The sequence below is a fragment of the Pandoraea pneumonica genome (assembly GCF_049918595.1).
Classification (GTDB): Bacteria; Pseudomonadota; Gammaproteobacteria; order Burkholderiales; family Burkholderiaceae; genus Pandoraea; species Pandoraea pneumonica_A.
The window spans coordinates 403,360-426,752 of the sequence record NZ_JBNCRZ010000004.1 but is presented as its reverse complement, the minus strand read 5'-3'; the positions used below and the strand labels follow the sequence as shown (position 1 = coordinate 426,752).

28 protein-coding genes and 1 tRNA gene are annotated in these 23,393 nt (G+C 63.4%); 14 read left to right on the top strand and 15 right to left on the bottom strand.

Translation table 11 applies throughout. The annotated features are described in order from the left end of the window. The first annotated feature begins 175 nt into the window (after window positions 1–175). The 4 genes from ACPWR9_RS18575 to ACPWR9_RS18560 all read left to right on the top strand — a co-directional run bounded on the left by ACPWR9_RS18575 (window position 176) and on the right by ACPWR9_RS18560 (window position 3,190). Entirely contained in the window at window positions 176–970 is a 795-nt protein-coding gene (locus ACPWR9_RS18575; RefSeq protein WP_426331029.1) for an amino acid ABC transporter permease, read from the top strand. Next, window positions 967–1,620, top strand: a complete 654-nt coding sequence (locus ACPWR9_RS18570) for an amino acid ABC transporter permease (protein WP_426331030.1) — start codon at window positions 967–969, stop codon at window positions 1,618–1,620. Before ACPWR9_RS18575 ends, ACPWR9_RS18570 begins: the two co-directional genes overlap by 4 nt. Next, entirely contained in the window at window positions 1,604–2,332 is a 729-nt protein-coding gene (locus ACPWR9_RS18565) for an amino acid ABC transporter ATP-binding protein (protein ID WP_150680694.1), read from the top strand. Before ACPWR9_RS18570 ends, ACPWR9_RS18565 begins: the two co-directional genes overlap by 17 nt. Before the next feature lie 63 nt (window positions 2,333–2,395). Then, window positions 2,396–3,190 (top strand): transporter substrate-binding domain-containing protein, encoded by a 795-nt coding sequence (locus ACPWR9_RS18560; RefSeq protein ID WP_426331032.1) that lies wholly within the window; start codon window positions 2,396–2,398, stop codon window positions 3,188–3,190. Window positions 3,191–3,298: 108 nt separating this feature from the next. Here the strand turns inward: ACPWR9_RS18560 and ACPWR9_RS18555 are convergent, their stop codons facing one another. Continuing rightward, on the bottom strand, window positions 3,299–3,811 hold the full coding sequence (locus ACPWR9_RS18555; protein ID WP_426331033.1) for a DUF6622 family protein: 513 nt from the start codon (window positions 3,809–3,811) through the stop codon (window positions 3,299–3,301). Window positions 3,812–4,165: 354 nt separating this feature from the next. Here ACPWR9_RS18555 and ACPWR9_RS18550 point away from each other — a divergent pair, with 354 nt between their 5' ends. Next, the gene (locus ACPWR9_RS18550; RefSeq protein ID WP_426331034.1) at window positions 4,166–4,549 is read left to right on the top strand and encodes a c-type cytochrome; all 384 of its coding nucleotides are present in this window, start codon (window positions 4,166–4,168) and stop codon (window positions 4,547–4,549) included. Between the two features lie 13 nt (window positions 4,550–4,562). Here the strand turns inward: ACPWR9_RS18550 and ACPWR9_RS18545 are convergent, their stop codons facing one another. The 4 genes from ACPWR9_RS18545 to ACPWR9_RS18530 form a co-directional block, all read right to left on the bottom strand. Continuing rightward, window positions 4,563–5,135, bottom strand: a complete 573-nt coding sequence (locus tag ACPWR9_RS18545) for an isochorismatase family protein (protein ID WP_426331036.1) — start codon at window positions 5,133–5,135, stop codon at window positions 4,563–4,565. A gap of 9 nt (window positions 5,136–5,144) precedes the next feature. After that, a complete protein-coding gene (locus tag ACPWR9_RS18540) occupies window positions 5,145–5,576 on the bottom strand; it encodes a MarR family winged helix-turn-helix transcriptional regulator (protein ID WP_426331038.1) in 432 nt (143 codons plus the stop codon). A 109-nt stretch (window positions 5,577–5,685) separates the two neighbouring features. Continuing rightward, window positions 5,686–6,225, bottom strand: coding sequence for an STM3941 family protein (locus tag ACPWR9_RS18535; protein ID WP_426332396.1), 540 nt, complete (start codon window positions 6,223–6,225; stop codon window positions 5,686–5,688). A gap of 133 nt (window positions 6,226–6,358) precedes the next feature. Beyond that, window positions 6,359–6,443, bottom strand: a tRNA-Leu gene (locus ACPWR9_RS18530). Window positions 6,444–6,535: 92 nt separating this feature from the next. Between ACPWR9_RS18530 and ACPWR9_RS18525 the strand changes: the two genes are divergently transcribed. The 6 genes from ACPWR9_RS18525 (at window position 6,536) to ACPWR9_RS18500 (ending at window position 11,671) form a co-directional block, all read left to right on the top strand. Further along, entirely contained in the window at window positions 6,536–6,739 is a 204-nt protein-coding gene (locus ACPWR9_RS18525; protein WP_150680699.1) for a hypothetical protein, read from the top strand. 101 nt (window positions 6,740–6,840) lie between these two features. After that, complete coding sequence (locus ACPWR9_RS18520; RefSeq protein WP_426331042.1) at window positions 6,841–7,431, top strand: chromate transporter; 591 nt, start codon at window positions 6,841–6,843, stop codon at window positions 7,429–7,431. Continuing rightward, window positions 7,421–7,957, top strand: a complete 537-nt coding sequence (locus ACPWR9_RS18515; protein WP_426331044.1) for a chromate transporter — start codon at window positions 7,421–7,423, stop codon at window positions 7,955–7,957. Before ACPWR9_RS18520 ends, ACPWR9_RS18515 begins: the two co-directional genes overlap by 11 nt. Window positions 7,958–8,058: 101 nt before the next feature. Then, window positions 8,059–9,384 (top strand): ergothioneine biosynthesis protein EgtB, encoded by a 1,326-nt coding sequence (egtB, locus tag ACPWR9_RS18510; protein ID WP_426331045.1) that lies wholly within the window; start codon window positions 8,059–8,061, stop codon window positions 9,382–9,384. Then, window positions 9,384–10,367 (top strand): L-histidine N(alpha)-methyltransferase, encoded by a 984-nt coding sequence (gene egtD / locus ACPWR9_RS18505; protein ID WP_426331047.1) that lies wholly within the window; start codon window positions 9,384–9,386, stop codon window positions 10,365–10,367. Before egtB ends, egtD begins: the two co-directional genes overlap by 1 nt. A 470-nt stretch (window positions 10,368–10,837) precedes the next feature. Further along, window positions 10,838–11,671, top strand: coding sequence for a DUF4088 family protein (locus ACPWR9_RS18500; protein ID WP_426331049.1), 834 nt, complete (start codon window positions 10,838–10,840; stop codon window positions 11,669–11,671). A gap of 76 nt (window positions 11,672–11,747) precedes the next feature. Here the strand turns inward: ACPWR9_RS18500 and ACPWR9_RS18495 are convergent, their stop codons facing one another. From ACPWR9_RS18495 to ACPWR9_RS18485, 3 genes are all read right to left on the bottom strand, one after another. Beyond that, on the bottom strand, window positions 11,748–12,641 hold the full coding sequence (locus ACPWR9_RS18495) for a DMT family transporter (protein ID WP_426331050.1): 894 nt from the start codon (window positions 12,639–12,641) through the stop codon (window positions 11,748–11,750). 142 nt (window positions 12,642–12,783) lie between these two features. After that, complete coding sequence (locus tag ACPWR9_RS18490; protein ID WP_426331051.1) at window positions 12,784–13,770, bottom strand: hypothetical protein; 987 nt, start codon at window positions 13,768–13,770, stop codon at window positions 12,784–12,786. A 14-nt stretch (window positions 13,771–13,784) separates the two neighbouring features. Further along, window positions 13,785–14,030: a hypothetical protein gene (locus ACPWR9_RS18485; RefSeq protein ID WP_426331052.1), complete on the bottom strand. Its 246-nt coding sequence runs from the start codon at window positions 14,028–14,030 to the stop codon at window positions 13,785–13,787. Window positions 14,031–14,422: 392 nt separating this feature from the next. On the opposite strand from ACPWR9_RS18485, the gene ACPWR9_RS18480 reads away from it, so the two are divergent. Then, a complete protein-coding gene (locus ACPWR9_RS18480; protein ID WP_426331053.1) occupies window positions 14,423–14,899 on the top strand; it encodes a nitrate reductase associated protein in 477 nt (158 codons plus the stop codon). A gap of 19 nt (window positions 14,900–14,918) precedes the next feature. Here the strand turns inward: ACPWR9_RS18480 and garD are convergent, their stop codons facing one another. Next, window positions 14,919–16,451 (bottom strand): galactarate dehydratase, encoded by a 1,533-nt coding sequence (gene garD / locus ACPWR9_RS18475; protein ID WP_426331117.1) that lies wholly within the window; start codon window positions 16,449–16,451, stop codon window positions 14,919–14,921. A 404-nt stretch (window positions 16,452–16,855) separates the two neighbouring features. Here garD and kdgD point away from each other — a divergent pair, with 404 nt between their 5' ends. Together kdgD and ACPWR9_RS18465 are read left to right on the top strand one after the other, a co-directional pair. Continuing rightward, entirely contained in the window at window positions 16,856–17,767 is a 912-nt protein-coding gene (gene kdgD / locus ACPWR9_RS18470; RefSeq protein WP_150680708.1) for a 5-dehydro-4-deoxyglucarate dehydratase, read from the top strand. Between the two features lie 10 nt (window positions 17,768–17,777). Next, window positions 17,778–19,352, top strand: coding sequence for an aldehyde dehydrogenase (NADP(+)) (locus ACPWR9_RS18465; RefSeq protein WP_426331054.1), 1,575 nt, complete (start codon window positions 17,778–17,780; stop codon window positions 19,350–19,352). 80 nt (window positions 19,353–19,432) lie between these two features. Here ACPWR9_RS18465 and ACPWR9_RS18460 read toward each other — a convergent pair whose 3' ends face one another. The 6 genes from ACPWR9_RS18460 to ACPWR9_RS18435 form a co-directional block, all read right to left on the bottom strand. Next, window positions 19,433–20,086 carry an antibiotic biosynthesis monooxygenase gene (locus ACPWR9_RS18460; protein ID WP_426331055.1) on the bottom strand — a complete coding sequence of 218 codons (654 nt, stop codon included), beginning with the start codon at window positions 20,084–20,086 and terminating at the stop codon, window positions 19,433–19,435. Window positions 20,087–20,108: 22 nt separating this feature from the next. Continuing rightward, window positions 20,109–20,417 (bottom strand): UBP-type zinc finger domain-containing protein, encoded by a 309-nt coding sequence (locus ACPWR9_RS18455; RefSeq protein WP_426331056.1) that lies wholly within the window; start codon window positions 20,415–20,417, stop codon window positions 20,109–20,111. 12 nt (window positions 20,418–20,429) lie between these two features. After that, window positions 20,430–21,710, bottom strand: coding sequence for an NAD(P)/FAD-dependent oxidoreductase (locus ACPWR9_RS18450; protein WP_426331058.1), 1,281 nt, complete (start codon window positions 21,708–21,710; stop codon window positions 20,430–20,432). A gap of 15 nt (window positions 21,711–21,725) precedes the next feature. After that, entirely contained in the window at window positions 21,726–22,043 is a 318-nt protein-coding gene (locus ACPWR9_RS18445) for a GNAT family N-acetyltransferase (protein ID WP_426331059.1), read from the bottom strand. A gap of 53 nt (window positions 22,044–22,096) precedes the next feature. Then, the gene (locus ACPWR9_RS18440; protein ID WP_426331060.1) at window positions 22,097–22,918 is read right to left on the bottom strand and encodes an alpha/beta fold hydrolase; all 822 of its coding nucleotides are present in this window, start codon (window positions 22,916–22,918) and stop codon (window positions 22,097–22,099) included. A 61-nt stretch (window positions 22,919–22,979) separates the two neighbouring features. After that, the gene (locus ACPWR9_RS18435; RefSeq protein ID WP_426331061.1) at window positions 22,980–23,393 is read right to left on the bottom strand and encodes a DoxX family protein; all 414 of its coding nucleotides are present in this window, start codon (window positions 23,391–23,393) and stop codon (window positions 22,980–22,982) included.

Genomic DNA, 23,393 nt, shown 5'->3' with positions numbered 1-23,393 from the left:
CTCGGGTATCCCCGCAAGCCTCCGGTATTGACAACGCGGAAGTCCAATGCGCAAAATCACATCACTTATATGACGACGTACAAGAAAGACCCACCACGGCAGTTGCGGATGTCATAGCCGCTTATCCATTGCCTGGCGCGTCGGCCCCGAACGTCACCGGAGACAGGCGTCAGCCATGCATTTCTCGTTGAATTTCGCCCCGCTGGTTCCTTACTGGCCAGTTTTTCTGGAAGGCGCATGGCTCACGCTGAAGATGACGGTCCTATCCGTGATCATTGGCACAGCGCTCGGCACGCTCGTCGCGTTCGCCAAACGCAGCCGCCATCGCTGGCTGTCGCGCCTGTGCGGCATCTACATCGAGTCGGTGCGTAACACCCCCTTCCTCGTTCAAATCTTCCTGCTCTATTTCGGTCTCGCCAGCCTCGGCATTCATATGCCGACGTTCGCCGCGTCGGTCATCGCCATGGTCATCAACATTGGCGCCTATGCGGCGGAGATCATCCGCGCGGGCATCGAGTCGGTGCCGCGCGGGCAGATCGAAGCGGCCGAGTGTCTTGGCCTGTCGAAGTGGCGCATTGCGTGGCACGTGATGCTGCAACCGGCCATCGAGAAGGTGTACCCCGCACTGACCACGCAGTTCATTTTGATGATGCAGGCCTCTGCGATGGCCTCGCAAATTTCCGCCGAAGAACTCACCGCCGTGGCGAACACCGTGCAATCGGACACCTTCCGCTCGCTCGAAACCTACATCGTCGTGGCAGCGCTGTATCTCGTGCTGTCGCTGCTGGTGAAGCTGGTCGCGTGGGGCGTCGGGGAATATCTCTTCAAGCGCCGCCGCACGGTACGTCGCGCCGCCGCTCAGACGGCACAAGCCGCCCGTCGGCGTGCCACGGCAGCGCGTGCCGCCGCAGGCAATACGGGCGTGGCAAGCGCCGCCGGCAGCAACGCCGCACAACGGAGCGCGTCATGATCGGTAGTTTCTCGTGGACTTATCTCGGCTACCTCGTGCAGTCGATCGGCTGGACGCTGGTGCTCTCGCTGATTGCGTTCGTGCTCGGCAGCGTCGGTGGCTTTCTCGTGATGCTGGCGCGCATCTCGCCGCGCCGCTGGCTGCGTTTGCCCGCACAAGTATTCATTGAAGCGATTCAGGGTGTGCCGCTGCTGATTCTGCTGTTCATCGTGTATTTCGGCCTGTCGGTCTACGGCTTCGAATTACCCGCCATCGTGGCTGCTGCTCTCGCGCTGATGGTCTACACCAGCGCGTATCTGGGCGACATCTGGCGCGGCTGCGTGGAAGCGATGCCGCGTGCGCAATGGGAAGCGGCCGAGTGCCTGTCGTTCACGCGTTGGCAGACGTTGCGTCTCGTGATCATTCCGCAGGCCATTCGCTTGTCGCTGCCGCCGACGATCGGCTTTCTGGTGCAGATCATCAAGATGACGTCGCTCGCCTCGGTCATCGGCTTCGTCGAACTCACCCGCGCCGGTCAAATCATCAACAACTCGATTTTCCAGCCCTTCCTCGTGTTCTCGCTGGTGGGGGTGTTTTATTTCGTGCTGTGCTACCCGCTCTCGCGCTGGAGCGCCGCATTGGAGGACAGACTGAATGTCGGCAATCGTTAAGGTCAACCAGATTCACAAACGCTTCGGCGACAACCCGGTGCTCAAGGGGGTGTCGTTCGAGGTGGAGCGCGGCAAGATGGTCGCGATCATCGGCGCGAGCGGTTCGGGCAAGAGCACGGCGCTGCGTTGCATCGACCGGCTGGAGACGATTGACGAAGGCTCCATCGAAGTGTGCGGCATCCGCGTGGAAGATCCGAAGATCGATCTGCACGAGCTGCGCCGCGAAGTCGGCATCGTCTTCCAAAGCTACAACCTGTTTCCGCACCTGAGCGTGCGCGAGAACATCATGCTCGCGCTGCGCCACGTGAAGCGCATGCCGCGCAGCGAGGCCGAAGCCGTCGCCAAGCGCGTGCTCGCCCAAGTGGGGCTCGCGGAGAAAGCCGATAGCTATCCCGAGCAACTCTCGGGCGGTCAGCAGCAGCGTGTGGCCATCGCTCGTTCGCTCGCCATGTCGCCGAAGGTGATGTTGTTCGACGAAGTGACTTCGGCGCTCGATCCGCAGCTCACCGGCGAAGTGCTACGTGTGATGGAAGACCTCGCCGCCGACGGCATGACGATGGTGCTCGTCACGCACGAGATGGCCTTCGCGAAACGGGTGGCCGATCAAATCATTTACATGCATCAAGGCAAGGTGTGGGAAGTGGGTCCGGGCGAGATGCTCGACAACCCGCAAACGCCTGAATTGCGTGCGTTCCTCGCCAATGGCCTGTAAGGCAGGCCGCAAGCGCACGCTCGCTAGTCGCAGCAACACACAACACTTCAAGGAGACCACCGCATGAAACTCAAGACGCTCTTCACCCAGGCCTGCGCGGCCGTTGTGCTCGGCGCGATGGCGCACGCTGCGCTCGCCGATCAGCTCGACGACATCAAGAAGGCGGGCAAGATTCGCGTCGCGATTGCCATGGGCACGCCGCTGTTCTCGTTTGCCGATGCCAACTTGCAACCGGCGGGCTCGGATGTCGATACGGCGAAGCTGCTCGCGCAAGACCTCGGCGTGAAGCTCGACATCGTGTCGGTGACGAATGCGGCGCGCGTGCCGACGCTGCAAGCTAACCGTGCCGACGTGGTGGTGGCCGACCTGTCGATCACGCCTGAGCGCGCCCAGGTCATCGACTTCTCGGTGCCGTATGCCGTGATCTCGATCATCGTCGGCGCGCCCAAGAGCATGAACATCAAGAGCTATGACGATCTGAACGGCAAGCGCGTCGGTCTCACGCGTGCGACCGTCAATGACACGCTCACGACGCAGAACGCCAAGGGCGCCCAGATCGTGCGTTATGAAGACGACGCGACGCTCATCACGTCGATGGTCACGGGTCAGGTGGACATTTTCTCGAGCACGCCGTCGAACCTTGGCGAAATGGCCAAGCGCGCGCCGGAGAAGAATCTTGAATTGAAGTTCACGCAGAAGGACTTCGATCTGGGCATCGCGCTCAACAAGAATCAGCCGCGCCTGAAGGAATGGATCAACGAGTGGGTGAAGACCAACCTCAAGAACGGCAAGCTCAACGCGATCTACAAGAAGTATCACGGTCGCGATCTGCCGGACAGCGTGACGAAGGCTTCGTAATCGCCTGAAGCACACGGGTGTGGGCGATGGCACAACAGCGTGTCGAATCGCCCGCCCCCCACTCACCACTCACCCATTCACCCATTCACCCATTCACCCGTTCCCGCCTCACGACGCCAGCGGCACCGCCTTATTCCCAGCCAGCCGAATTGCTCGACGTACCGCCAGCCCTCTACCAAGAAACACACCGGTAAAACCACCGTAGGCCAAGCTGATCCACGCGACGAAGCCACCTTGTTCGCGCAGCGCAGGATGCATTGCCAACTGCACGGCGACGGCAAACTTCAACGCGAAGATCGCAATCATCCACACGAGCGGCATCCAACTGCCCGCGACGACGACCTTGCGAGTGGCCGGAACCCAGCGCACGTCGCCCCAGATACCGAGCGCCGCACGCATCACGACGACGATCACCACGGCACTCGTCCATGCGATCAGCGACGGCGTGCTGGCGCCAAACGAGTTCGCGACGCCGTACGCGGAAAACACCGTCATCGCCACGGGCATCGCCAGTGCGGCCCAGAGCGGTTTTTGCTGCGTACGCGTCGCCGACAAGCCCAGCGCCACCAAACCGACGAACAGAAACCCCACCCACAGTGGGACATGAGACAGAAAGGACATGACAGCGCTCCGAAGAATGGCCGCTCCTGTGCGGCGATGACCGGAGCATCGGAGATTGTGTGAGATGACTCGACGAGGATGCGACGAACGGCTGGCGGTATGGCGCGAGTTGCCGATGCGATACGCGAACAGCGCACGTCATCGCGCACCGTCACGCACCGTCGAGCCACCGCGACACGATGTCGCAACGTGCCGCCGCGCGGGAGAAACACTGGCCCGAGAATTTAGAACACGGTAACGTAGCGCCTTGCTCACAAAACGCTTCGCGCAGCATTTCCGCCGATGAACCGTTCGTCCTTATCTTCTCCGCTCGCCCACGAGCCATCACGCCAGATCGTAGCCTCCGCCGCGCCCTTGAACGCTCGGCAAATCGCGCCGCTCGGCGCGATGCTCATGGCGCTCGCATTCGCGTCGCCGGTCTTTGCGCAGGGGAATATTGCCGAAGGGAAAACGCTCTTCACGGCGCGCTGCTCATCGTGTCACACCGTGGGGCCGATGGCGGGCTCGGGGTTCGGGCCGCAACTCAACGCGATCTCGGGTCGCCGGGCCGGGAGCTTGAAGGATTTCGAGTATTCGAGCGCGATGAAGCAATCGGGCATCGTCTGGGACGACAAGTCGCTCGCCGCCTTCATCGAGAACCCGGGCAAGGCAGTGCCCGGGACCAAGATGCGCTTCTGGGGTATCAGTAATCCCCGCAAGATTGCCGACTTGCTGGCGTATTTGAATACGCTTAAGTAGATCGTCTCCGCGCTTAGCCGTCGGCGCGCTGCGTCACGGCGGCAAGCACCTCAGCCGTGGTCGTTGTCTCCCCCAGACGCGGGAAGATTTTCTCGACACTGTGCTGATGCGAGGCGGCGTTCAAGTCCGTCATCGCATCGACCACGAGGGCCACGTTGTAGCCGTACTCGTGCGCATTACGCGCGGTCGATTCCACGCCGATGCTGGTGGAAATGCCCGCCAGCACCACCTGCGTCACGCCGCGCCGACGCAGGAATTGGTCGAGCGACGTACCGTAGAACGCCCCCCATTGCAGCTTCGTGACTTTGTGATCGTCAGGCTGCACGTCAAGCTCGGGAATCAGTTCGGCCCAATCGGCAGGCGGCGTGCCGTGCACAGGTGCGTCGGTACGGCCCGCCGGGCGACCAGCGACATTGACCAGCACCACTGGCAGACCTTTCGCACGAAACGCACGTAGCAATGCAGCGTTGTTCGCCACGATATCGGCGACCGGGTGCGCGGTCGGCAGACTAACGATGCCCTTCTGCATGTCGATGACGACAAGCGCGGGCAGGCCGGGGTGGGAATCGAGTTGGGAGAGTGGCATGGGGGAGCCTCAGGAGTTGCCGAGTCGGCGAATCAGTTCTACCGCCGAGACGAGCGTCTTGCGCTCGGCGGGCGTGAAGTTGGCGACGGCGCTCATCAGCCAGTCGTGTTTGGCGAGGCGCACTTTGCGCCGCGTCTCACGGCCGTCCTCGGTGAGCGCAACGAGCATTTGCCGGCCATCGTCGGGATGGGCATACCGCTCGATAAGCCCCTCCGCCTCCATGACCGCCAGCGTGACCCCCATCGATTGCGGCTTGACCGCTTCCGCGCGGGCAAGATCGGCCGTCGTCGTCGGCCCGCCTTCTTCAAGGCGGGCCATGATGGCCACTTGCGACCACGTCAGCTCGCGCGTGTTGGAGACGGCCCGCAGCCGGCGCAGCAATTGGCCCATCACCGGCAACAAGTCGGCGATGGCGCTTTCAGATTCGTTGGGAACAGTCATGGGCGGAGCATAGAACTTGGAAAGCAAACTTGCAAGTTAACCTTCCAATTTTCATGACGCCGTTGAGGCGAACGACTGAGAACGGGGGCCGCTAAGTCGACGAGGCGCTTCAGCCGGTCCAACCGACGAACTGACTGCGCGTGTCTTGCCACGTCGCCAGATTCTTGAGAATGAGTGCTTCGATCTGCTTGGGATCTTCACTGAGGTCGCTGACGTTCAGCACGAGGGCCGTGTAGCCCAGCTTCACGTTCGCGGCGGCGAACTTGCGCTTGTGCGACGACATTTTCTCTAGCCACTTTTCCGGCGCTTTAACCTCAAGGCAGACGAAGGCATTGCCGAACATCGATTTGATGTGAGCACCCGTGATGTCGGACCAAGGGATCAGCCCGACGCCGAGGGTGCCGTCCAGAATACCGTTGCTATCGATCTGCAATCGAGGCTGTCCGTCGAAGAGTCGCCGCAAGGCGATGGGAATGCCTGCACCGAAAAAGACGATGCTGGCCCAGCCGACGAGCTTCGTCATCTCTTCCGACATGCGACGCGAACCGCCCTCCGTGACCATAAAGCCCCCCGCGATGACGAAGGCGATCGACGCCAGCAGCAGGAAGAAAGCCTTTCGTTTGGAGGGTCCAACCGTTAGTGATGTCACTGATGACCTTGAGAAGGGGAACGGCTGATGAAGACAACGGCATCGATCAGTCTTTCGGCAAGAAACGCGAAAGACTGATGCGAAAAGAAGGCGTGACCGGTTCTTCGGGCGCGTGCGCACAAAAAACGGTGTGTGGTACCGGGGACCGGACTTGAACCGGCAAGCCCGAAGGCGGCGGATTTTAAGTCCGCTATGTTTACCAATTTCATCACCCCGGCAGGGTCGCGCATTCTAACATCCCCACCGCGTTACGTCAGTTGAGTATCATGGCGGCATGCGCGCGGTGCGCGCTCCACCGGAGATCGATCCCATGCTGGAGAATCTCGACCGCATCGCGATGTCGCTCGACGCCATCGAAACCGCCGCCCGCGACGTCGCCCTGCACTCCCCCCAGAACGCGCAGGCGCTCTACACCGCGCTCATGGAAATTCGTAACGCCATCGCCCTCGTCGCCCAGGAAGTCGTGCGGCTAGAACACGAAATTCATGGCCCAACCGGGAACGGTCCGACCTAATACCGAAGTAAGCGCGCTAGCCTCTCACGGGTGACCTCCCGCAAGTCGAGCGGCGCACCCGGATTGTGTGCGCTCCCAACCTTCCTATCCCTTTCGTCGTCATGGCCGTCGATTCCGATAGCACCCCGCCGCGTCCCTCCTGTTGGCAACTCGCCCTCGCTTTCGGCACCGTCGGAGCCACCGGCTTCGGTGGCGTACTGCCGTGGGCACGCCGCATGGTCGTCGACCAGAAACAATGGCTGACGGACCGCGAATTCGCTGAACTGCTGCCGCTCGCGCAACTGCTGCCCGGCCCTAACGTCGCCAACATCGCCACCGTGCTCGGCCGCCGCTTCCAAGGTCCGCGTGGCGCCGCCGCTGCGGTCGCCGGACTCTACTTCTGCCCGACCATCGTCATCATCCTCATCGGCTTCGCTTATGCGCAGTGGGGACAAACGCAAGTCGTGCAGCATCTGTTATCAGGACTGATGCCCGCCGCCACCGGACTGGTCATCGCCACCGCCCTGCGCCTGCTCGCCGGACTGGAGCGGCACTGGAGCACGCTGACGTTCGCCGCAGCCACATTCATCGGCAGCTTCGTCTTCGGCTTACCCTTGCTGATCGTGCTCGGCGTTCTCGGCCCCTGCGCCATCCTCATGGCGTATCACCTGCGACGACAACGCGACCGACAACCGCCGCCCGATGCCGTCTGATATGCACACGCTCATCGATCTCTTTCTGCACGGCTCGCTCTGGTCGCTGCTCGCGGTGGGCGGCACCAACGTCACCCTTGCCGATATCCATCGCTACGCGGTCGAGACCCGCCACTGGATCACCGACGCGCAATTCGTCACTTTTTTCTCACTGGCACAGGCCGCCCCCGGCCCCAACGGCATGGCCGTCACACTGATCGGCCTGCAAGCGGCAGGCCTGCCGGGTGCGCTCACGGCGACGCTCGCGAAATGTGCGCCGAGTTCGCTGCTCGCCTATCTCGTTGGCGGATGGGTCGACCGGCACGAACGCTCACCATGGGTGCGGGCCGTGCGCGCCGGACTCGCACCGATCACCGTCGGCCTGCTGGCCGCCAGCAGCGCCATTTTGGCTCGCGAAATCGACATCAATCTCGCACGCGCGCTCATCACGCTCATCGCGATTTTCATTACCCTGCGTACGCGCTGGAATCCGCTCTGGCTCATCGCGGGCGGCAGCCTGCTCGGACTGACCGGATGGTTGATGTAGTGCGTCGCTGTAGGGGGTGAAGCAGCCTTCCCGCAGTGTCATACGGAGCGCTTGCAACAGGTCTACAATAGAGCGCACGTTTCACAACACGGTGTGTCCCCATGACCGTCCCTTGTTGTACGTCGCAAGCCGAGGCGCCCTCCGGCACCTCCCCTGAAGCCACCGTCCTGCGCACTGCGCGTGACGGGCCGTCAGCCAACGCCACGCTCGCCGAACGGTTCGATGCCGTGCGCGCCGCATCGGTCGCGTTCGCCACCGGATTGTCGGACGCCGATGCCACCGTGCAGTCGATGCCCGACGCAAGCCCCATCAAGTGGCATCTCGCACACACCACGTGGTTCTTCGAGACGTTTTTGCTCGGTGAGTACGGCGCACTCGCTGGCAAACGGTATCGTCCGTACGATCCGCACTTCGCATTTCTCTTCAACTCGTATTACGAAGCCGCCGGGCCGCGTCATCCACGCCCGCAACGCGGCTTGCTCACGCGGCCCGCGCTCGACGAGATTTTGCGTTATCGCGCGCACGTCGACGCAGCAATGCACGAGTTTCTGCTGCATGCCGATCTGCCTCGTGAGGTCTTCGATCTGATAACGCTCGGCCTGCACCACGAGGAGCAGCATCAAGAGCTGATGCACACCGACTTGCTGCACCTGTTCGCGCAGAATCCGCTGCGGCCAGCGCACCGAGAAATCGTTCGCGAGGCCGATCGGGCACCGCATCCGACTATCCCCTTGCAATGGATCGAGCACGACGGTGGACGCCATCGCATCGGCCATGAAGGCGAGCAGTTCTCGTTCGACTGCGAAACGCCCGCGCACGATGTGTTGTTGCGCCCTTTTGCCATCGCGTCGCGCGTGGTGACCAACGGCGAGTGGCGCGACTTCATCGAAGACGGCGGCTATCGCATGGCGGGGCTCTGGCTCTCCGACGGCTGGGCGACCGTGCAACGCGACGGTTGGGGGCATCCGCTTTACTGGGAATTGCGCAACGGCGAATGGCACGCGATGACGCTTGCAGGCATGCAACCTGTCGACGACAACGCGCCTGTGCGCCACGTGAGTTATTTTGAAGCCGACGCGTTTGCGCGCTGGGCGGGCAAGCGCTTACCGACAGAACATGAGTGGGAGGTCGCGGCACAAACGCACGCCGCGCAACAACACTCCCCGTCACGGCCGCTTCATCCGCTTGATCAACTTTATGGCCCGGTCTGGCAATGGACCGCGAGCCCGTACGTCGCATATCCCGGATTCCGGACGGCAGCGGGGGCCGTCGGCGAATACAACGGCAAGTTCATGTGCGGACAATTCGTGCTGCGTGGCGGCTCGCTGGCAACCCCGGCGGGACATTCGCGCACGACTTACCGCAACTTCTTCTACCCGCATCAGCGCTGGCAATTCTGCGGCCTGAGGCTCGCGGAGGACCGCTGATGTCGCATGCCACCCAAGCCACGGCATTCGTTTGCCCGTCACTGCCCGAGAACGCGTTTGCCACCGACGTACTCGCCGGTCTCGGCCACACCCCCAAGTCGCTGCCGAGCGTCTGGCTCTATGACCGACGCGGCTGCGAGCTCTTCGAGGAAATTACCGGTCTCGACGAGTACTACCAGACACGTACCGAAACCGCCTTGCTCGGCGAATGCGCTGCGGCGATTGCCGATGTGATCGGCCCGGACGCCGTGGTCGTTGAATTCGGCAGCGGCTCCAGTCGCAAGACGCCGTTGCTACTCGACGCGCTCGTCACACCGCGCGCCTATGTACCGGTGGATATCGCCGACGACTTTCTCGACGACGCCGTAGCCGCGCTCGCGCGCCGCTGCCCGGGTATTCCAATGCTGCCGGTGCGCGCCGACTTCACGCGGCCTTTCCGGCTGCCGCCGCAGTTGCAGAACACGCAAGGCCCGCGTCTGGGCTTCTTTCCCGGCTCGACCATCGGCAACTTCGCGCCGGGGCAGGCGGCCGCCTTTCTCGCGCATGTCGGCAAGATGCTCGGACCTCGCCGGCGCATGGTGGTCGGCGTGGATGCGTGCAAAGACCCCGCCGTGCTGATCCCCGCCTACGACGATGCGCGCGGCGTGACGGCGCAGTTCGATCTGAACGTGCTGGCGCGTATCAACCGCGAACTCGACGGCAACCTGCCGCTCGACGCCTTCCGGCATGAAGCGCGGTTCAACGCGGGGGCGAGCCGCATCGAGATGCATCTGGTCGCGCAGCGTCCGTGCCACGCGGATGTGCTCGGTCAGCGCTTCACGTTTGCCGCGGGCGAATCGATTCACACCGAGAACTCTTACAAATACGGCCCCGCGGAATTCCGCGCACTCGCCGCCTCTGCCGGATGGGACGTGGAACGCGTCTGGCACGACGCACGCTCGCGCTTCGCGGTGTACCTGCTTGGGCCCGCGGCGAACGGCTGACGGCTCGCTACGCTTCGCGCGAATGACGGTGGTGGTCTGACCTGTCATTCGCGCAACGTACTCCACACTTCAACGCAAAACCGCAGCAGCCCTAAAGTTCTGCTGCGTTTTTGCCGTTATGCCGAGGGGATCCACGCCGCTTGCTCTGCAAAGTGTGAATTCGTTAGCGTTTTAATGAATCGCGGTGACTTGCTGGCAACGAATACGCTAGAATCGCCGCCATATGGGGCCACGCTCGGCGCGAGACTGCGACGAGAATCGATGGTCATCTTCATAGCGCACGGCCATGACCGTCGCGCACCGTTTAGACGTATCGCTGCAATGACTTCACGCGCAATGGGGATGCACGTGGCACGGGCTCCGGCGACGCCGCCTCCGTCCCGTTGCACTCAGGCAGACGCTCGCCGGGCCATGACGGGCTCGCGTGACGACTGGCATCGCGCCGTCGCAGTGGCCGGGAGCCTGTCACGATGAGCCGTATCTCACTCACCCTGTCCGACACCGCACTAGCGGACCTGCAAAAAGACTTCGACGCGTTCGTGCGCATTTCCGCCGCCGTCGATCGTCATTTCACGCCCCCGCTTTTCGACGACTTCCTACGCGCGCGCCTGCTCGACAGCACCGTGCCGCTCACCGAAGCCGCCGTCGCGCAATTGCTCGCGGGCGGGCACTACGCGTGGGCCAAGCGCACGTTCGACAAACAGTTTCCCGACGTCGTCTCGATCATCCTGAATCAGGCACGCCAGCACGGTTTCTACTTCGTGTCGCGCCCGGAATGGACGCGCGAAGACATGTCGCGCCAAGCCAGCCGATGGGCCGAAGGCATCGTACGCGAGGCCAAGGGCGAAGAACGGATTGTGGAGTCGCTGGCCGGGCAGATTGTCACGTCGGCGCAAGACCTGCGCACGCTTGAAGCAACGTTGCAGACGCCCGCGTGGCGCGCGGCGTCGGTGTTGCGCGAGCGTGTGTTCGACGCCAAGCGCGGCGTCGAGACGGCGCGTACGTTGCAGGCAAGAGAAAAGCTGGGAGAGTTGCGCGCGCTGCTCGATCTCGCCGTGATCTACGGGTCGGTCGGGCAACAGGAAGCCGATCAGATTTTGGAATACCTTCGTGTGCTGCGCCCGGAGATTTTCAACGACGACCCGACCGTGTTCGAGCGACTCGCGGCATGGTTGCGTCGTCTGCTCACGCCGTCTGCACCGCGTCCGGCAACGAGCGACACGCCCCCAGCCGCTAGCTCGGGCATGTCACACGATCAGGCACCGAAGAACACCGATAGCTTGCAGTCGCCGCTCACGCGTTGATGCGGCATCGCGGTGGTGCGCTGGTGCATTGTCGTGCGGACGTGTCGACGCCTTCGCGCATCGACCAACGCCCCCCTCAACGATTGAAAATCAGCGCCACACCGGCGCTCGCAATCAACGCCCCCATCCACGCCCCGGCTGCCGGACGCTGACGCGTACGAATCCACAGCAGCGGCAGCACCATCACCGGCGTGGTGGCCGAGAGCGTGGCGATTACCCCGGTATTGCCATGCCCCATGCCATAGAGCAGCAGCGTCATACCGACGGCCACGCCCACAAAGCCGGATAGCGCCGTCAGTGCCAGCGTCCCCGGCGTGAACGCAGCGAAGATGCTCCGCCCGCGCCGTGCAGCAAGGATCGTGAGTCCGAGGGCCGACACCCCCACACGCACCGCCGAAGCCCCGACCGGATCGACACCGGCCGCCATCACCGGCTTGGCAATCAGCGTGCCGATCGAGTGGCACAGCGCCGCCGTCAGGCCGATCGCCACGCCCACGCGAACATCGCCACGCACCGACTCCCAGTGATGGGCGTCGTCACGACGGCCACCGAACGCAATGGCCAACGCCACCCCAGCCGTCACCAGTGCGACGCCGACGATGGCACGCCAACCGAGCGCCTCGCCCAGCCAGAAGTACCCGAGCATGGCCGTCATCGGCGCATTGGTCGCGAAGATGATGGAGTTGCGGCGCGGCCCGAGCCTGCCAAGCGATGTGTAGAGAATGGTGTCGCCCACCAAAATGCCGATGAGCCCCGAGGCGCACAGCCGTAGCCATTGCTCGAGAGTGAGCGATGGCCAGCCGCGCAACACCGCCAGCGCGAAGAGCAGCATCGCGAAGACGAGCAACATGCGGGCGTAGTTGAACGGGAAAGAACCGGCCTGGCGAACAGGCGTGATGGCGATCATGCCGCTGCAAGCCCAGCAAAGGGCGGCACCGAGCGCGGCGAGGTAGGCGAGTTGGGTTGTCATGGTCAGGGGGCGGACGGCGCGAAGTCGCAACCGCCCCCGCCGTTGGGACGCCATTATACGAGCGCCACGCCCCATCCGGGTGCATCTTGTCGTCGTCTTATTGCACCCGCTCCTGCGATTCCCCCGATCATGTTTCCCCAGCTCAGATGTCTTCGTCGAGCCGGTACAACCCGTCGAACATCGCGCGGTAAGCCGCCGCGACGCCCGATGCGCCGCGCAGCATTCGCAGGCGTGCTGCGGCATCCGGTGGCCCGGCCTCCTGCACCCACAGCGACAACAACGGCGTGCCACCGCAGACACTGGCGTCGTGACGCGCATGCGCGCAGACCGCCGCAAAGCCCTCGGCGGCCGACGGGTAACGTTGCGACAGCGCATCGAATTGCGCTTCGATTTCGCTCACCGCACGCGCCGCGGCAGGCGCCTGACACAACGCTGAACAGCCGACGTAACTCGGCATGTCCCCCGCCGCTTCGATGATGAAGTCGATAAGCGCGTGTGTCGCGTCGAACGCACCGCTATCGAGGAACGTACGCGCCGCCGCGCCGCAGCGCAGCAATCCGGCAGCCAGCATCGTCGCCTGCCCGCGCTGCTCGCGGTATTGACGCAACAAGATAGGCCGCAGGACGGGGTCGGTACAACGCTCGACGGCGATTCGGTTGTGCACGTCGGCACCCGCCGCCCGGTGATAAAGCTGTGCGAGAAACGCGAGCACCTGAATGTCGCTCGACTCACCCGCGAGAAAGCGTGCCCAAAACGGCGATGCGAAGATGCCGCGCATCCACCCGTCGCAGATGTCCCCAAACGCCGGTACGACATCGGGCCGCGTGGCAGGCAACACACTGACAAGCCCCTCGTCGACGAGCGTCGCGAGCCAGCCGCCAGGCATCGGCGCCGATGCCAACAGCACGCCGTGTCGTACGCGCTCCAGCCAGATCGGCACCTCGGGGGTGACGCCGTGCAACGTACACGACACCTCGTGCGACGCCACCGTGACCACGTCCCCTGCACAAGACCATTCCGCGTGCGGCGAGACAATGATCCACACCGCCCCGCCCGGCTTCTCGGCATCGACATTGACGTCGGCAGGCGGGCGAGAGACGTCGGTCGGAATCGGTGCCGAATTGGGCATGACCGGCACCGCGCTCATCGGACAATCGCGCCGAGCAACAGCACATCGGCGCCTGCTACGACACGAACCACGTCGATGCGCAAGTCGGCGAAGCCACCGTCGGGAGATGTCACCGGCGTTTGGCGATGACCGACCGAGACACTGCGATGAGCATTGCGGGATTTGGGAGATGCTGCAGAGGGGAAGGCCTGCGATGCCGAAGGTGAGGCGGGCATCACGGGCACGAAGGGAAAGGGTAGCGGCGAGGCATTGGTCGGCATGTCGGCTCCTGTCGAATCCTGCGAGCAAACGCTAACCTTAGGAAAACCGGAGAGTTTCGTGATTGGGGCAATGCTCTAGGAAAATTCACAGCAAGGACCGCATCACGGCGACGCTGACCACCCGGCATTTCCGCTGACACCACCGCCCCTTACGGCTGCCAACCGTGCGCCGCGCGCCCATCGCACCGCCCGTTGCGGCCGTCAGGTCACCGAACGCGTCACGCGCAGGCGTCGCGAATATCGGCCGTCTGACGAGCACTTTCGGAAACTACCCAAGAACCTGCGGGGAAAACGCGGAGCCACCTCACAATCCTGCGCCCCGTCGCGTCGCCCGCTATCGCGCGGGTACAATCGTCTGGCTACGATATGTCGCCACACGAGGAGTAACGCTCATGCATCTCTATCAGCGTCTGCCGATCTTTGTCTTCGAGATCGAGGCTTGCGAAGACCTGAAGTTCATCACGATGGCGATTCGCTTCAATCTGGATCGCAACGGACAACATTTGTCGCTCGCCGATTGGCAGCGCCTGCCGTATGAGGCACGCGAGACCCTGGCGTCGTGCGTGCCGGGCGATGAGGATTTTGCGGCGCGTCTGGATGAGATTGCCGAACAGCATCTGGGCCAGCCGGTCGAGCGCAGCATCGACGCCGCGCCCACCGCGTGGCAGGACGTCAATGCCCTGCCGCCTGGCTTGCTCAAGCAATGCGAACTGGCCGACCTGCTGCCGCCCGATGTGGGCGACTGGGGCACGCTCACGTCGTTTCGCCGCTATGTGCTGACCAAGCTCTCGCGACGCGACACGCTCAATCACTGCTTCGTGCCAGCCATGCTGGAGTTCGGGCTGGCGCAAACGCAAGCGGAGCTCTGAGACGAGCGTGCCCCGCGTATCAGGTCACCGGTGCGGGGTTGAACAGGACCAGTGCGTTGTGCAGCTCCCAACGCTCGGCCCACGTCTTATCGCCGCTTGCCACCGCGAGCATCAGGTGAAAGAGTTGCCAGCCCACGTCTTCGATGGTGGCCTCACCGGTGGCGATCCGCCCCGCGTCGACATCCATCAGATCGTGCCAACGGCGGGCGAGATCACTGCGCGTGGCGACTTTGATCACCGGCACTTCGGCCAGCCCGTACGGCGTGCCGCGCCCAGTGGTGAATACATGCAGGTTGATGCCAGCAGCCAGTTGCAGCGTGCCGCAGATGAAGTCGCTAGCCGGGGTCGCCGCATAGATGAGTCCGCGCTGGCGTGAGCGGTCGAGCTTATCGCCCGGCGACACCACACCGTGAATCGGTCCGCTGCCGGATTTCACGATCGAGCCCATCGCCTTTTCCACGATGTTCGACAAACCGCCCTTCTTGTTGCCGGGCGTCGTGTTCGCGCTGCGATCCACGCGTCCGCGCTCCAGATAGGCGTCGTACCACGCCATCTCCTTGATCATGGCTTGCGCCACTTCGGGGGTGGCTGCGCGTGAGGTCAGTTGATCGATGCCGTCGCGCACTTCCGTCACTTCCGAGAACATCACCGTCGCCCCCGCGCGCACCAGCAAGTCCGTGGCGAAGCCGACGGCGGGATTCGCGGTCACGCCCGAAAATGCATCGCTGCCGCCGCACTGCACGCCGACCACGAGTTCCGACGCGGGCACCGTCTCGCGCTGGCGGGCATTCAGGCGCTGCAAGTGCACCTCCGCCGTGGCGAGGATGGAATCGATCATCGACAAGAAACCGACGTGCGCCTCGTCTTGCAGACAGACGGTATCAGGCTTGCCGTCGGCATCTGCGCTGCCGATCGGAATACTGCCCGCAGGCAGCAACCGCTCCGGCTGGAGCTTTTCGCAGCCCAGGCTCACTACCATCACTTCACCGCCGAAGTTCGGATTCGTTGCGATGTTGCGCAGCGTGCGGATGGGCACGATCGCGTCAGGCGCGTCGATGGCGACACCGCAACCATAGGTGTGCTCGAGACCGACCACATCGTCGACATTTGGATACTTCGGCAACAACGTGGCTTTGATGCGCTTCACCGCGAACTCGACCACCCCTGCCACGCATTGCACGGTCGTGGTGATCGCCAGAATGTTGCGCGTGCCGACTGAGCCATCGGCATTCCGATAACCCTGAAACGTGAAGCCCTCGAGCGGCGGCAGCTCGGCGGGCACGCGCGTGGCGATGGGTAGCCGGTCGAGCGACGGTGCTTCCGGCATATGCAGGTTGCGCTCGTTGACCCAACTGCCCGCAGGCAATGCGCGCGCTGCGTAGCCAATAACGACGCCATAGCGAATCACCGGCGCATCTTGCGCGAGATCGATCAGGGCGACCTTATGCCCCTGCGGCACTGCATCGACCAGTACGAGGCCGTCGGCAAAACGGCTGCCCGCCGGCAGGCCCCCGTCGTTCACCACGATGGCAACGTTATCTGCGGGCTGCATACGGATGTAGCGTGGCAAGGCCGCCGACTTGTTGGAAATATCCGACACACCGGTCGTGGCCTCCTGATGTGCATCGCCTGCACGGTGCGTGTCCTGTGTTGAAGACATCTTGCGTCCCTCTCCTCCTGCTGACTTGATCCCATCCGGCGTCGTTGATGTTGGCTCAACCCGCCATCACTTATGCGTCATCATACATCTAGACGCTTTCTGCGCGTACGCTTTCGCGGTCACTCCCGTATAGCGATAAGCCCTTTCCGGGTTTATCCCAACTGCCAATCGGACGGCCTCCCTCTTGCCCGTCCGAATGACATGTTATACGATGACATATAACTAAGCGCCGGACGCTAGTTGAGCGATCCCTTTTTTATTGATTCCGGCCCTGCGGGCCGACAGGAACTGCCGAAATGACCGCACCCCAAGAACTCAAACAGATCGTCTCCGACGGCTTGTTGTCTTTCCCCGTGACCGATTTCGACGCGAATGGCGACTTCAACGCGCGCGCTTATGCGGCGCGTCTGGAATGGTTGGCGCCGTTCGGTGCGACGGCCTTGTTCGCCGCAGGCGGCACTGGCGAATTCTTCTCGCTCACGCCGCAGGACTACAGCGCCGTCATCAAGACTGCGGTCGACACCTGCGCAGGCAAGGTGCCGATTCTGGCCGGTGCCGGTGGCCCGACGCGCATGGCCATTCAGTACGCACAGGAAGCCGAGCGCCTTGGCGCCAAGGGCGTGCTGCTCATGCCCCACTACCTGACCGAAGCCAGCCTCGACGGCATTGCCGCGCACGTTGAACAAGTTTGCAAAGCCGTGAACATCGGCGTGATCGTCTACAACCGTGCCAACTCGAAGCTGAGCGCCGACGAGCTCGAACGTCTCGCCGACAAGTGCCCGAACCTGATCGGCTTCAAGGACGGCGTGGGCGACATCGAACGCATGGTGCAGATTCGCCGCCGTCTGGGCGAGCGCTTCTCGTATCTGGGCGGTTTGCCCACGGCCGAGGTCTATGCCGCAGCGTACCGCGCACTGGGTGTGCCGGTGTATTCGTCGGCAGTGTTCAACTTTATTCCGAAGACGGCGATGCAGTTCTACCGCGCCGTGTGCGAGGACGACCAAGCCACGATGGGCCGTCTGCTCGACACGTTCTTCCTGCCGTATCTCGAAATTCGCAATCGCCGCGCCGGTTACGCCGTGAGCATTGTGAAGGCTGGCGCGAAACTCGTCGGGCACGATGCCGGTCCGGTGCGCGCACCGCTCACCGACTTGCTGCCGCAGGAACTCGAAGCGCTCGACGCGCTGATCAAGAAGGTCGAAGGCTAAGGAGCCCCGCATGCAGATCACCGGTGAGATGTTGATTGGTCGCGCCGATGTGCGCGGCAGCGCGGGCACGCTCGACGCGTTCGATCCGGCCCGTGGCGAGCGTCTTGCGCCCGCGTTCGGCGCGGGCACCCCGCAAGACGTCGACCGTGCCTGCGAACTGGCGCGCGCGGCGTTCGATCCGTTCCGCGCGCTACCGCTCGCTAAGCGCGCCGAGTTTCTCGACGCCGTCGCGCAGGCGATTCTCGATCTGGGCGATGCACTCATCGAGCGCGCGCATGCGGAAAGCGGCCTGCCTGTCGCGCGTTTGCAAGGCGAGCGTGGCCGCACGGTCGGCCAGTTGCGGATGTTTGCGCAAGTGGTGCGCGACGGGCACTTTCTCGACGCCACCATCGATCCCGCGCAACCTGCGCGTCAGCCGCTGCCGCGCAGCGATCTTCGTCTGACGAAGATCGGCCTCGGCCCTGTGGCGGTGTTCGGTGCAAGCAACTTCCCGCTGGCGTTCTCGGTGGCTGGTGGCGACACCGCGTCGGCGTTTGCCGCGGGATGTCCGGTCGTCGTGAAGGCACACTCGGCGCATCTGGGCACCTCTGAACTGGTCGCACGCGCGGTACGTTCAGCGGTGCAAAAGCTCGGCTTGCCGGAGGGCGTCTTCTCGTTGCTCGTGGGTGAGCGCGCTGTCGGTGAAGCGTTGGTCGCGCATCCGGCCATCGCTGCGGTGGGCTTCACCGGTTCGCGCACCGGCGGTCTCGCACTGCAACGCATCGCGCAAGCGCGCCCGGTGCCGATTCCCGTGTATGCGGAAATGAGCAGCATCAACCCGGTGTATATCCTGCCGGAAGCGCTCAGCGCACGCGGTGATGCCATCGCCAAGGGCTTTGCCGATTCGCTCACGATGGGCGTCGGCCAGTTCTGTACGAACCCGGGGCTGGTGCTCGGCATCGCGGGTGAGGCGTTGGAACGCTTCTGCCAAACTGCGGGCGAAGCCCTCACGGCGAAGGCAGCGGGCACGATGCTCACACCGGGCATTCATCAGGCTTACGACAAGGGCGTCGCGCGTCTGGCGGATGAAAGCAACGTGGCGTTGGTCGCACGCGGTCAGGCAGGCAGCGGTTGTCAGGGGCAAGCCGCCCTCTTCCGCACGACGGCTGCGGCGTTTCTTGCCACACCGGCGCTGCACGACGAAGTGTTCGGCCCGGCGTCCGTCGTCATTGCCTGCGAGAACATCGACGAGATGATCGCGATTACCGAGCGTCTGGAAGGCCAGCTCACGGCGACGTTGCAACTCGATGCGGGTGATGTGGCAACCGCGCGCCGTCTGCTGCCGAGTCTGGAGCGCCGCGCTGGCCGCATTCTCGCGAACGGGTTCCCGACCGGTGTCGAGGTGTGTCACGCGATGGTGCACGGTGGCCCGTTCCCGGCCACATCGAACGCGATGTTCACGTCCGTGGGCGCCACCGCCATCGATCGCTTCCTGCGCCCGGTCTGCTATCAAGACCTGCCCGACGCACTGCTGCCCGAAGCGCTGCGTCAGGACAATTCGCTCGGCTTGTGGCGTCTCGTGGATGGGGCGTTGAAGCAGGCGTGACGCCCGCATGAGGTTTGACCCGCGAGGGGCGTCATCGCGAAACGTCGTGATTCAAAACGTCTCCCGATGCGCCCCTCGCGTCACTCATACAACCAGCGCGATGCGAGTCGCGTCACGCGCGGCATGATGACGTAGGTCATCAGCCCCACGACGATGGCCGCAACCACGAGTTTCGTGAGGATGGTGTTGCCAAGCCACGGCAGTTGTTGCGCCAGCCAATGCACGGGAAGCGGCACCACCACCGTGAGCGGAAAGATCACCGACAGCGTCAGCAGAAACTGCTTGTAGCGCTTGGCGGGCTTCTGTCCCGGTGCCGGGTGAAACCAAAACTCAAGCCCGGTCACCGTCTGACGCCGTTCGTCGCTCGCCAGAAACGGCATCACTTCGCTCAACAACGTCTGCCGTGCATCCGACTCAAACCAATCCTCCGCGTGCGCCAGTGAGTCGAAACGCAGCGTCACGGTGTACACCGTCGAGCCTGCCACGGGACGAAGGACGTGCACACCACGGTGCCCGGGGAAGCGCTCCGCAATCGGCACAATCCGCTTGAGCCATTCCTCATACCCGGCGACGGCTTCCGGGCGGATGTGATGCTCGATGACAGCCGTCACGCTCTCGGGGCGCGGCAAACTGCGTGCCGACAGATCGCCCAGCGAGGCGCTACGCAGCGACGGGTCGCGCGGATCCATGGAATCGGCGGGTGCGGCGGGTGCGGTGGTTTCGGCTTGATGCATGAGATCCTCTTCGAATTGTTATTTAGACGTAGCGCGGAATCGGCCCGTTTTGCGGCGTCGTGTCGTCGCCCAGGTCGAGCATGACGCGATCGATGTAGCACCAGCCCCAGCCCTCCGGCGGGTCGTAGCCCTCGATGATCGGATGACCGGTTTCGTGGAAATGCGCATTGGCGTGGCGGTTCGGCGAATCGTCGCAGCACCCCACGTGGCCGCATGTTCGGCACAGTCGCAAGTGCACCCAGCGGCTGCCGGATTTCAAGCACTCTTCACAACCGAGCGCGCTGGGCGTGACGTGTTGAATGCTGTCGGTATGCGTGCAACGTTTGGACATGGCGATCTCTCCTCAGAGGGTTGCGAGATGCTGATGGATAAACGCGACTGCCATTGCGCCTTCGCCCACTGCGGACGCGACGCGTTTCATTGAGCCATGCCGCACGTCGCCCACGGCGAACGAACCGGGCACACTCGTTTCCAGCGGAAACGGGGCACGTGAGAGCGGCCAGCCCGCTGCCGCTAACATTGCCGGGGTGAGATCCGGCCCAGTGACGAGATACCCGGAAGCATCGCGTGTAATGGCCGTATCGCGCGCCCAATCGGTGTTGGGCAAACCGCCGATGCAAACGAACAGATGATGCGTCGCCAGCATTTGCTCGGCACCGCTCGCGCGCTCGCGCACCGTGATCGACTCCAGAAAACGATCGCCATGCAACGCACTCACTTCACAGCCCGTGACGACACGGATGTTGGCGGTGCTTTGAATCTTCTGAATCAGGTAATCGGACAGCGTGTCGGCCAGGCGCGCGCCTCTCACCAGAATGACGACTTCGCGCGCATAGGCCGACAGATGCATCGCCGCCTGCCCGGCCGAATTGCCACCGCCAACGACATACACGGTCTCGCCGGTACACATGGGCGCTTCGCTGGCACCTGCGCCATAGAAAAGCCCCAGCCCCTGCAATCGCGCTTCGTCCGGAAGACCAAGACGACGCCACTCGATGCCGGTCGCGCAGATGTTAGTGCTCGCGCTAAGCTGCGTGCCGTCGGCCAAATCGACATGGATGCCACGCTCGGCGAAAACGGCATACACCCCTTCGCGTAGCCGGAGAATTTCTGCGCCGAACCGCACCGCCTGTTGACGCGCGCGTTCAGCCAGTTCACCGCCGCTGATGCCCTGCGGAAACCCCAGATAGTTCTCGATCAACGATGAGTTGCCTGCCTGCCCGCCGACGGCATCGCGCTCGACGAGTACAGTGTTCAGCCCCTCGGACGCGGCATACACCGCCGCACTCAGTCCGGCTGGCCCCGCACCGTAGATCGACACGTCGTACGCTTTCCGGCGAGGCTTCTCCACCCACCCGAGCCGCCGCGCAACATCCGCAACCGTCGGATTGAACAACCGCGTGCCGTCGGGAAATTCACAGACCGGCAGCCCCGGATCGTCCAGCCCTCTGATGCCGGGAATGCGACGCGCGCCCGCTTCATCCAACTCGACCCAATCGTAGGTGACAACGCTTCGGCTCAAGAAGTCGCGAATCTCGAAAGCGCGTGCGGAAATGGCGAGCCCAAGCAGGCGGACTCGGGGGCGTGGGGCGTCAATCTGATCGGCTGCGGTGGGCGATGTCATGACGGCTCCGTGTCGTTACAGACCGAGCAAGGCGCGACCTTCGTCGGCCAGCAAATCGTGCGTCTCGGGATGGGCGCGCATGTAGGCCGCAAACACGGGGCACTGCGGAATGACACGCAGGCCGCGCTCACGCGCCGAGGCCAGTCCCGCCAGCACCAACTTCGTTGCGATGCCCTGCCCGCGCAACGCGTCAGGTACCAACGTATGAATGAAGGTGATGACGTTGCCTTCGAGCGAATAGATCGCAACGGCGTGCTCACCTTCCACCGTGTATTCGAAGCGATGCTTTGCCGGGTTGTCTTGCACCTGAATCGGCGTGGTCGAAGTGGTCATGAAAGATTCTCGATGAGGGGCGCGGTGCGACGCGCCCCCGGGGCATTTGCCCCTTAGCCCTTGATGAATGCCAGCAGATCGGCGTTGAGTTGATCGGCATGCGTGGTCGCGGTCGCGTGCGGTGCGCCTGCATAGACCTTCAACTGCGCGCCCTTGATCATCTCCGCCGCGAGTTTGCCCGTGGCTTCGAAGGGCACCACCTGATCGTCGTCGCCGTGAATCACGAGCGTGGGCACGTCGATCTTCGCCATGTCAGGACGGAAATCGGTTTCGGAGAACGCCGTCACGCAATCGATGGTGGCTTTGATCGATGCTTGCAGCGCGATCTGCAACGTCTGCTTGAGGACGCCTTGCGACACCTTCGCGCCCGGCCGATTGGTACCGTAGAAGACCGTGCTGAAGTCATCGATGAACTGCGGCCGGTCGGCGGCCAAACCTGCACGGATGCCTGCAAAAACCGATGCATCAGGCCCCATCGGATGGTCAGCCGTCTTCACGAAGAGCGGCGTCACCGCGCTGATGAGTGCGAGCTTGGCGATACGCGAGCTGCCTTTGCGTGCGATGTAACGCGTGACGTCGCCGCCACCCATCGAGAAGCCCGCGAGGATCACGTTCTTCAGATCGAGGGCTTCGATCAATTCGCTGATGTCGTCAGCGAACGTGTCGTAGTCGTAGCCGGTCCACGGCTGGCTCGAACGGCCGAAACCGCGGCGATCGAACGCAATCGTGCGGAAGCCGCGCTCGGCGAAGAACAGCATCTGGGCATCCCACATGTCGGCGCTCAGCGGCCAGCCGTGGCTAAAGAGAATCGGCTGGCCCGAACCCCAGTCCTTGTAGTAAAGCTCGGTGCCGTCACGCAGTGTCAAAGTCGTCATGATGTCTTCCAAAGAGATAGGGGAAACAAAGTCGAGAGAACGAATCACTTACTGTTGTGTTTCAGGCATCCGCACGCGTTTTCCAGTCGTGCCAAGCCACCAGCAAAAAGCCACCTACCAAACCGAGATGCTCGAAGAACGCGTTCTCCGCCATGAAGCGTGCGGGCTGCGGCATCTCCCAGAAGCGCAGTGCCACGAACGTCGCGAAGAGCGTGAACGCTGCCAGCGCCAGGGCCCCGAGCCACCGGTAGAAGCCGGTGAGGATAAGCACCGACGCCCCCAGTTCGAGCACGATCACAATGGCCGCCATCGGGGCTGCTGGCGATACGCCGAAGTGCTGCATCTCGGCGATCGCGGCGTTGAAGTCGATCGCCTTGTCGAGACCGCCCTGAATATAGGCGGCGCACAACAGCAGCAGCGCGATCCACCGCAGCGCGGGTGCGGGTTGCCAACGCGCAAGGGTTGACGTGTTCAT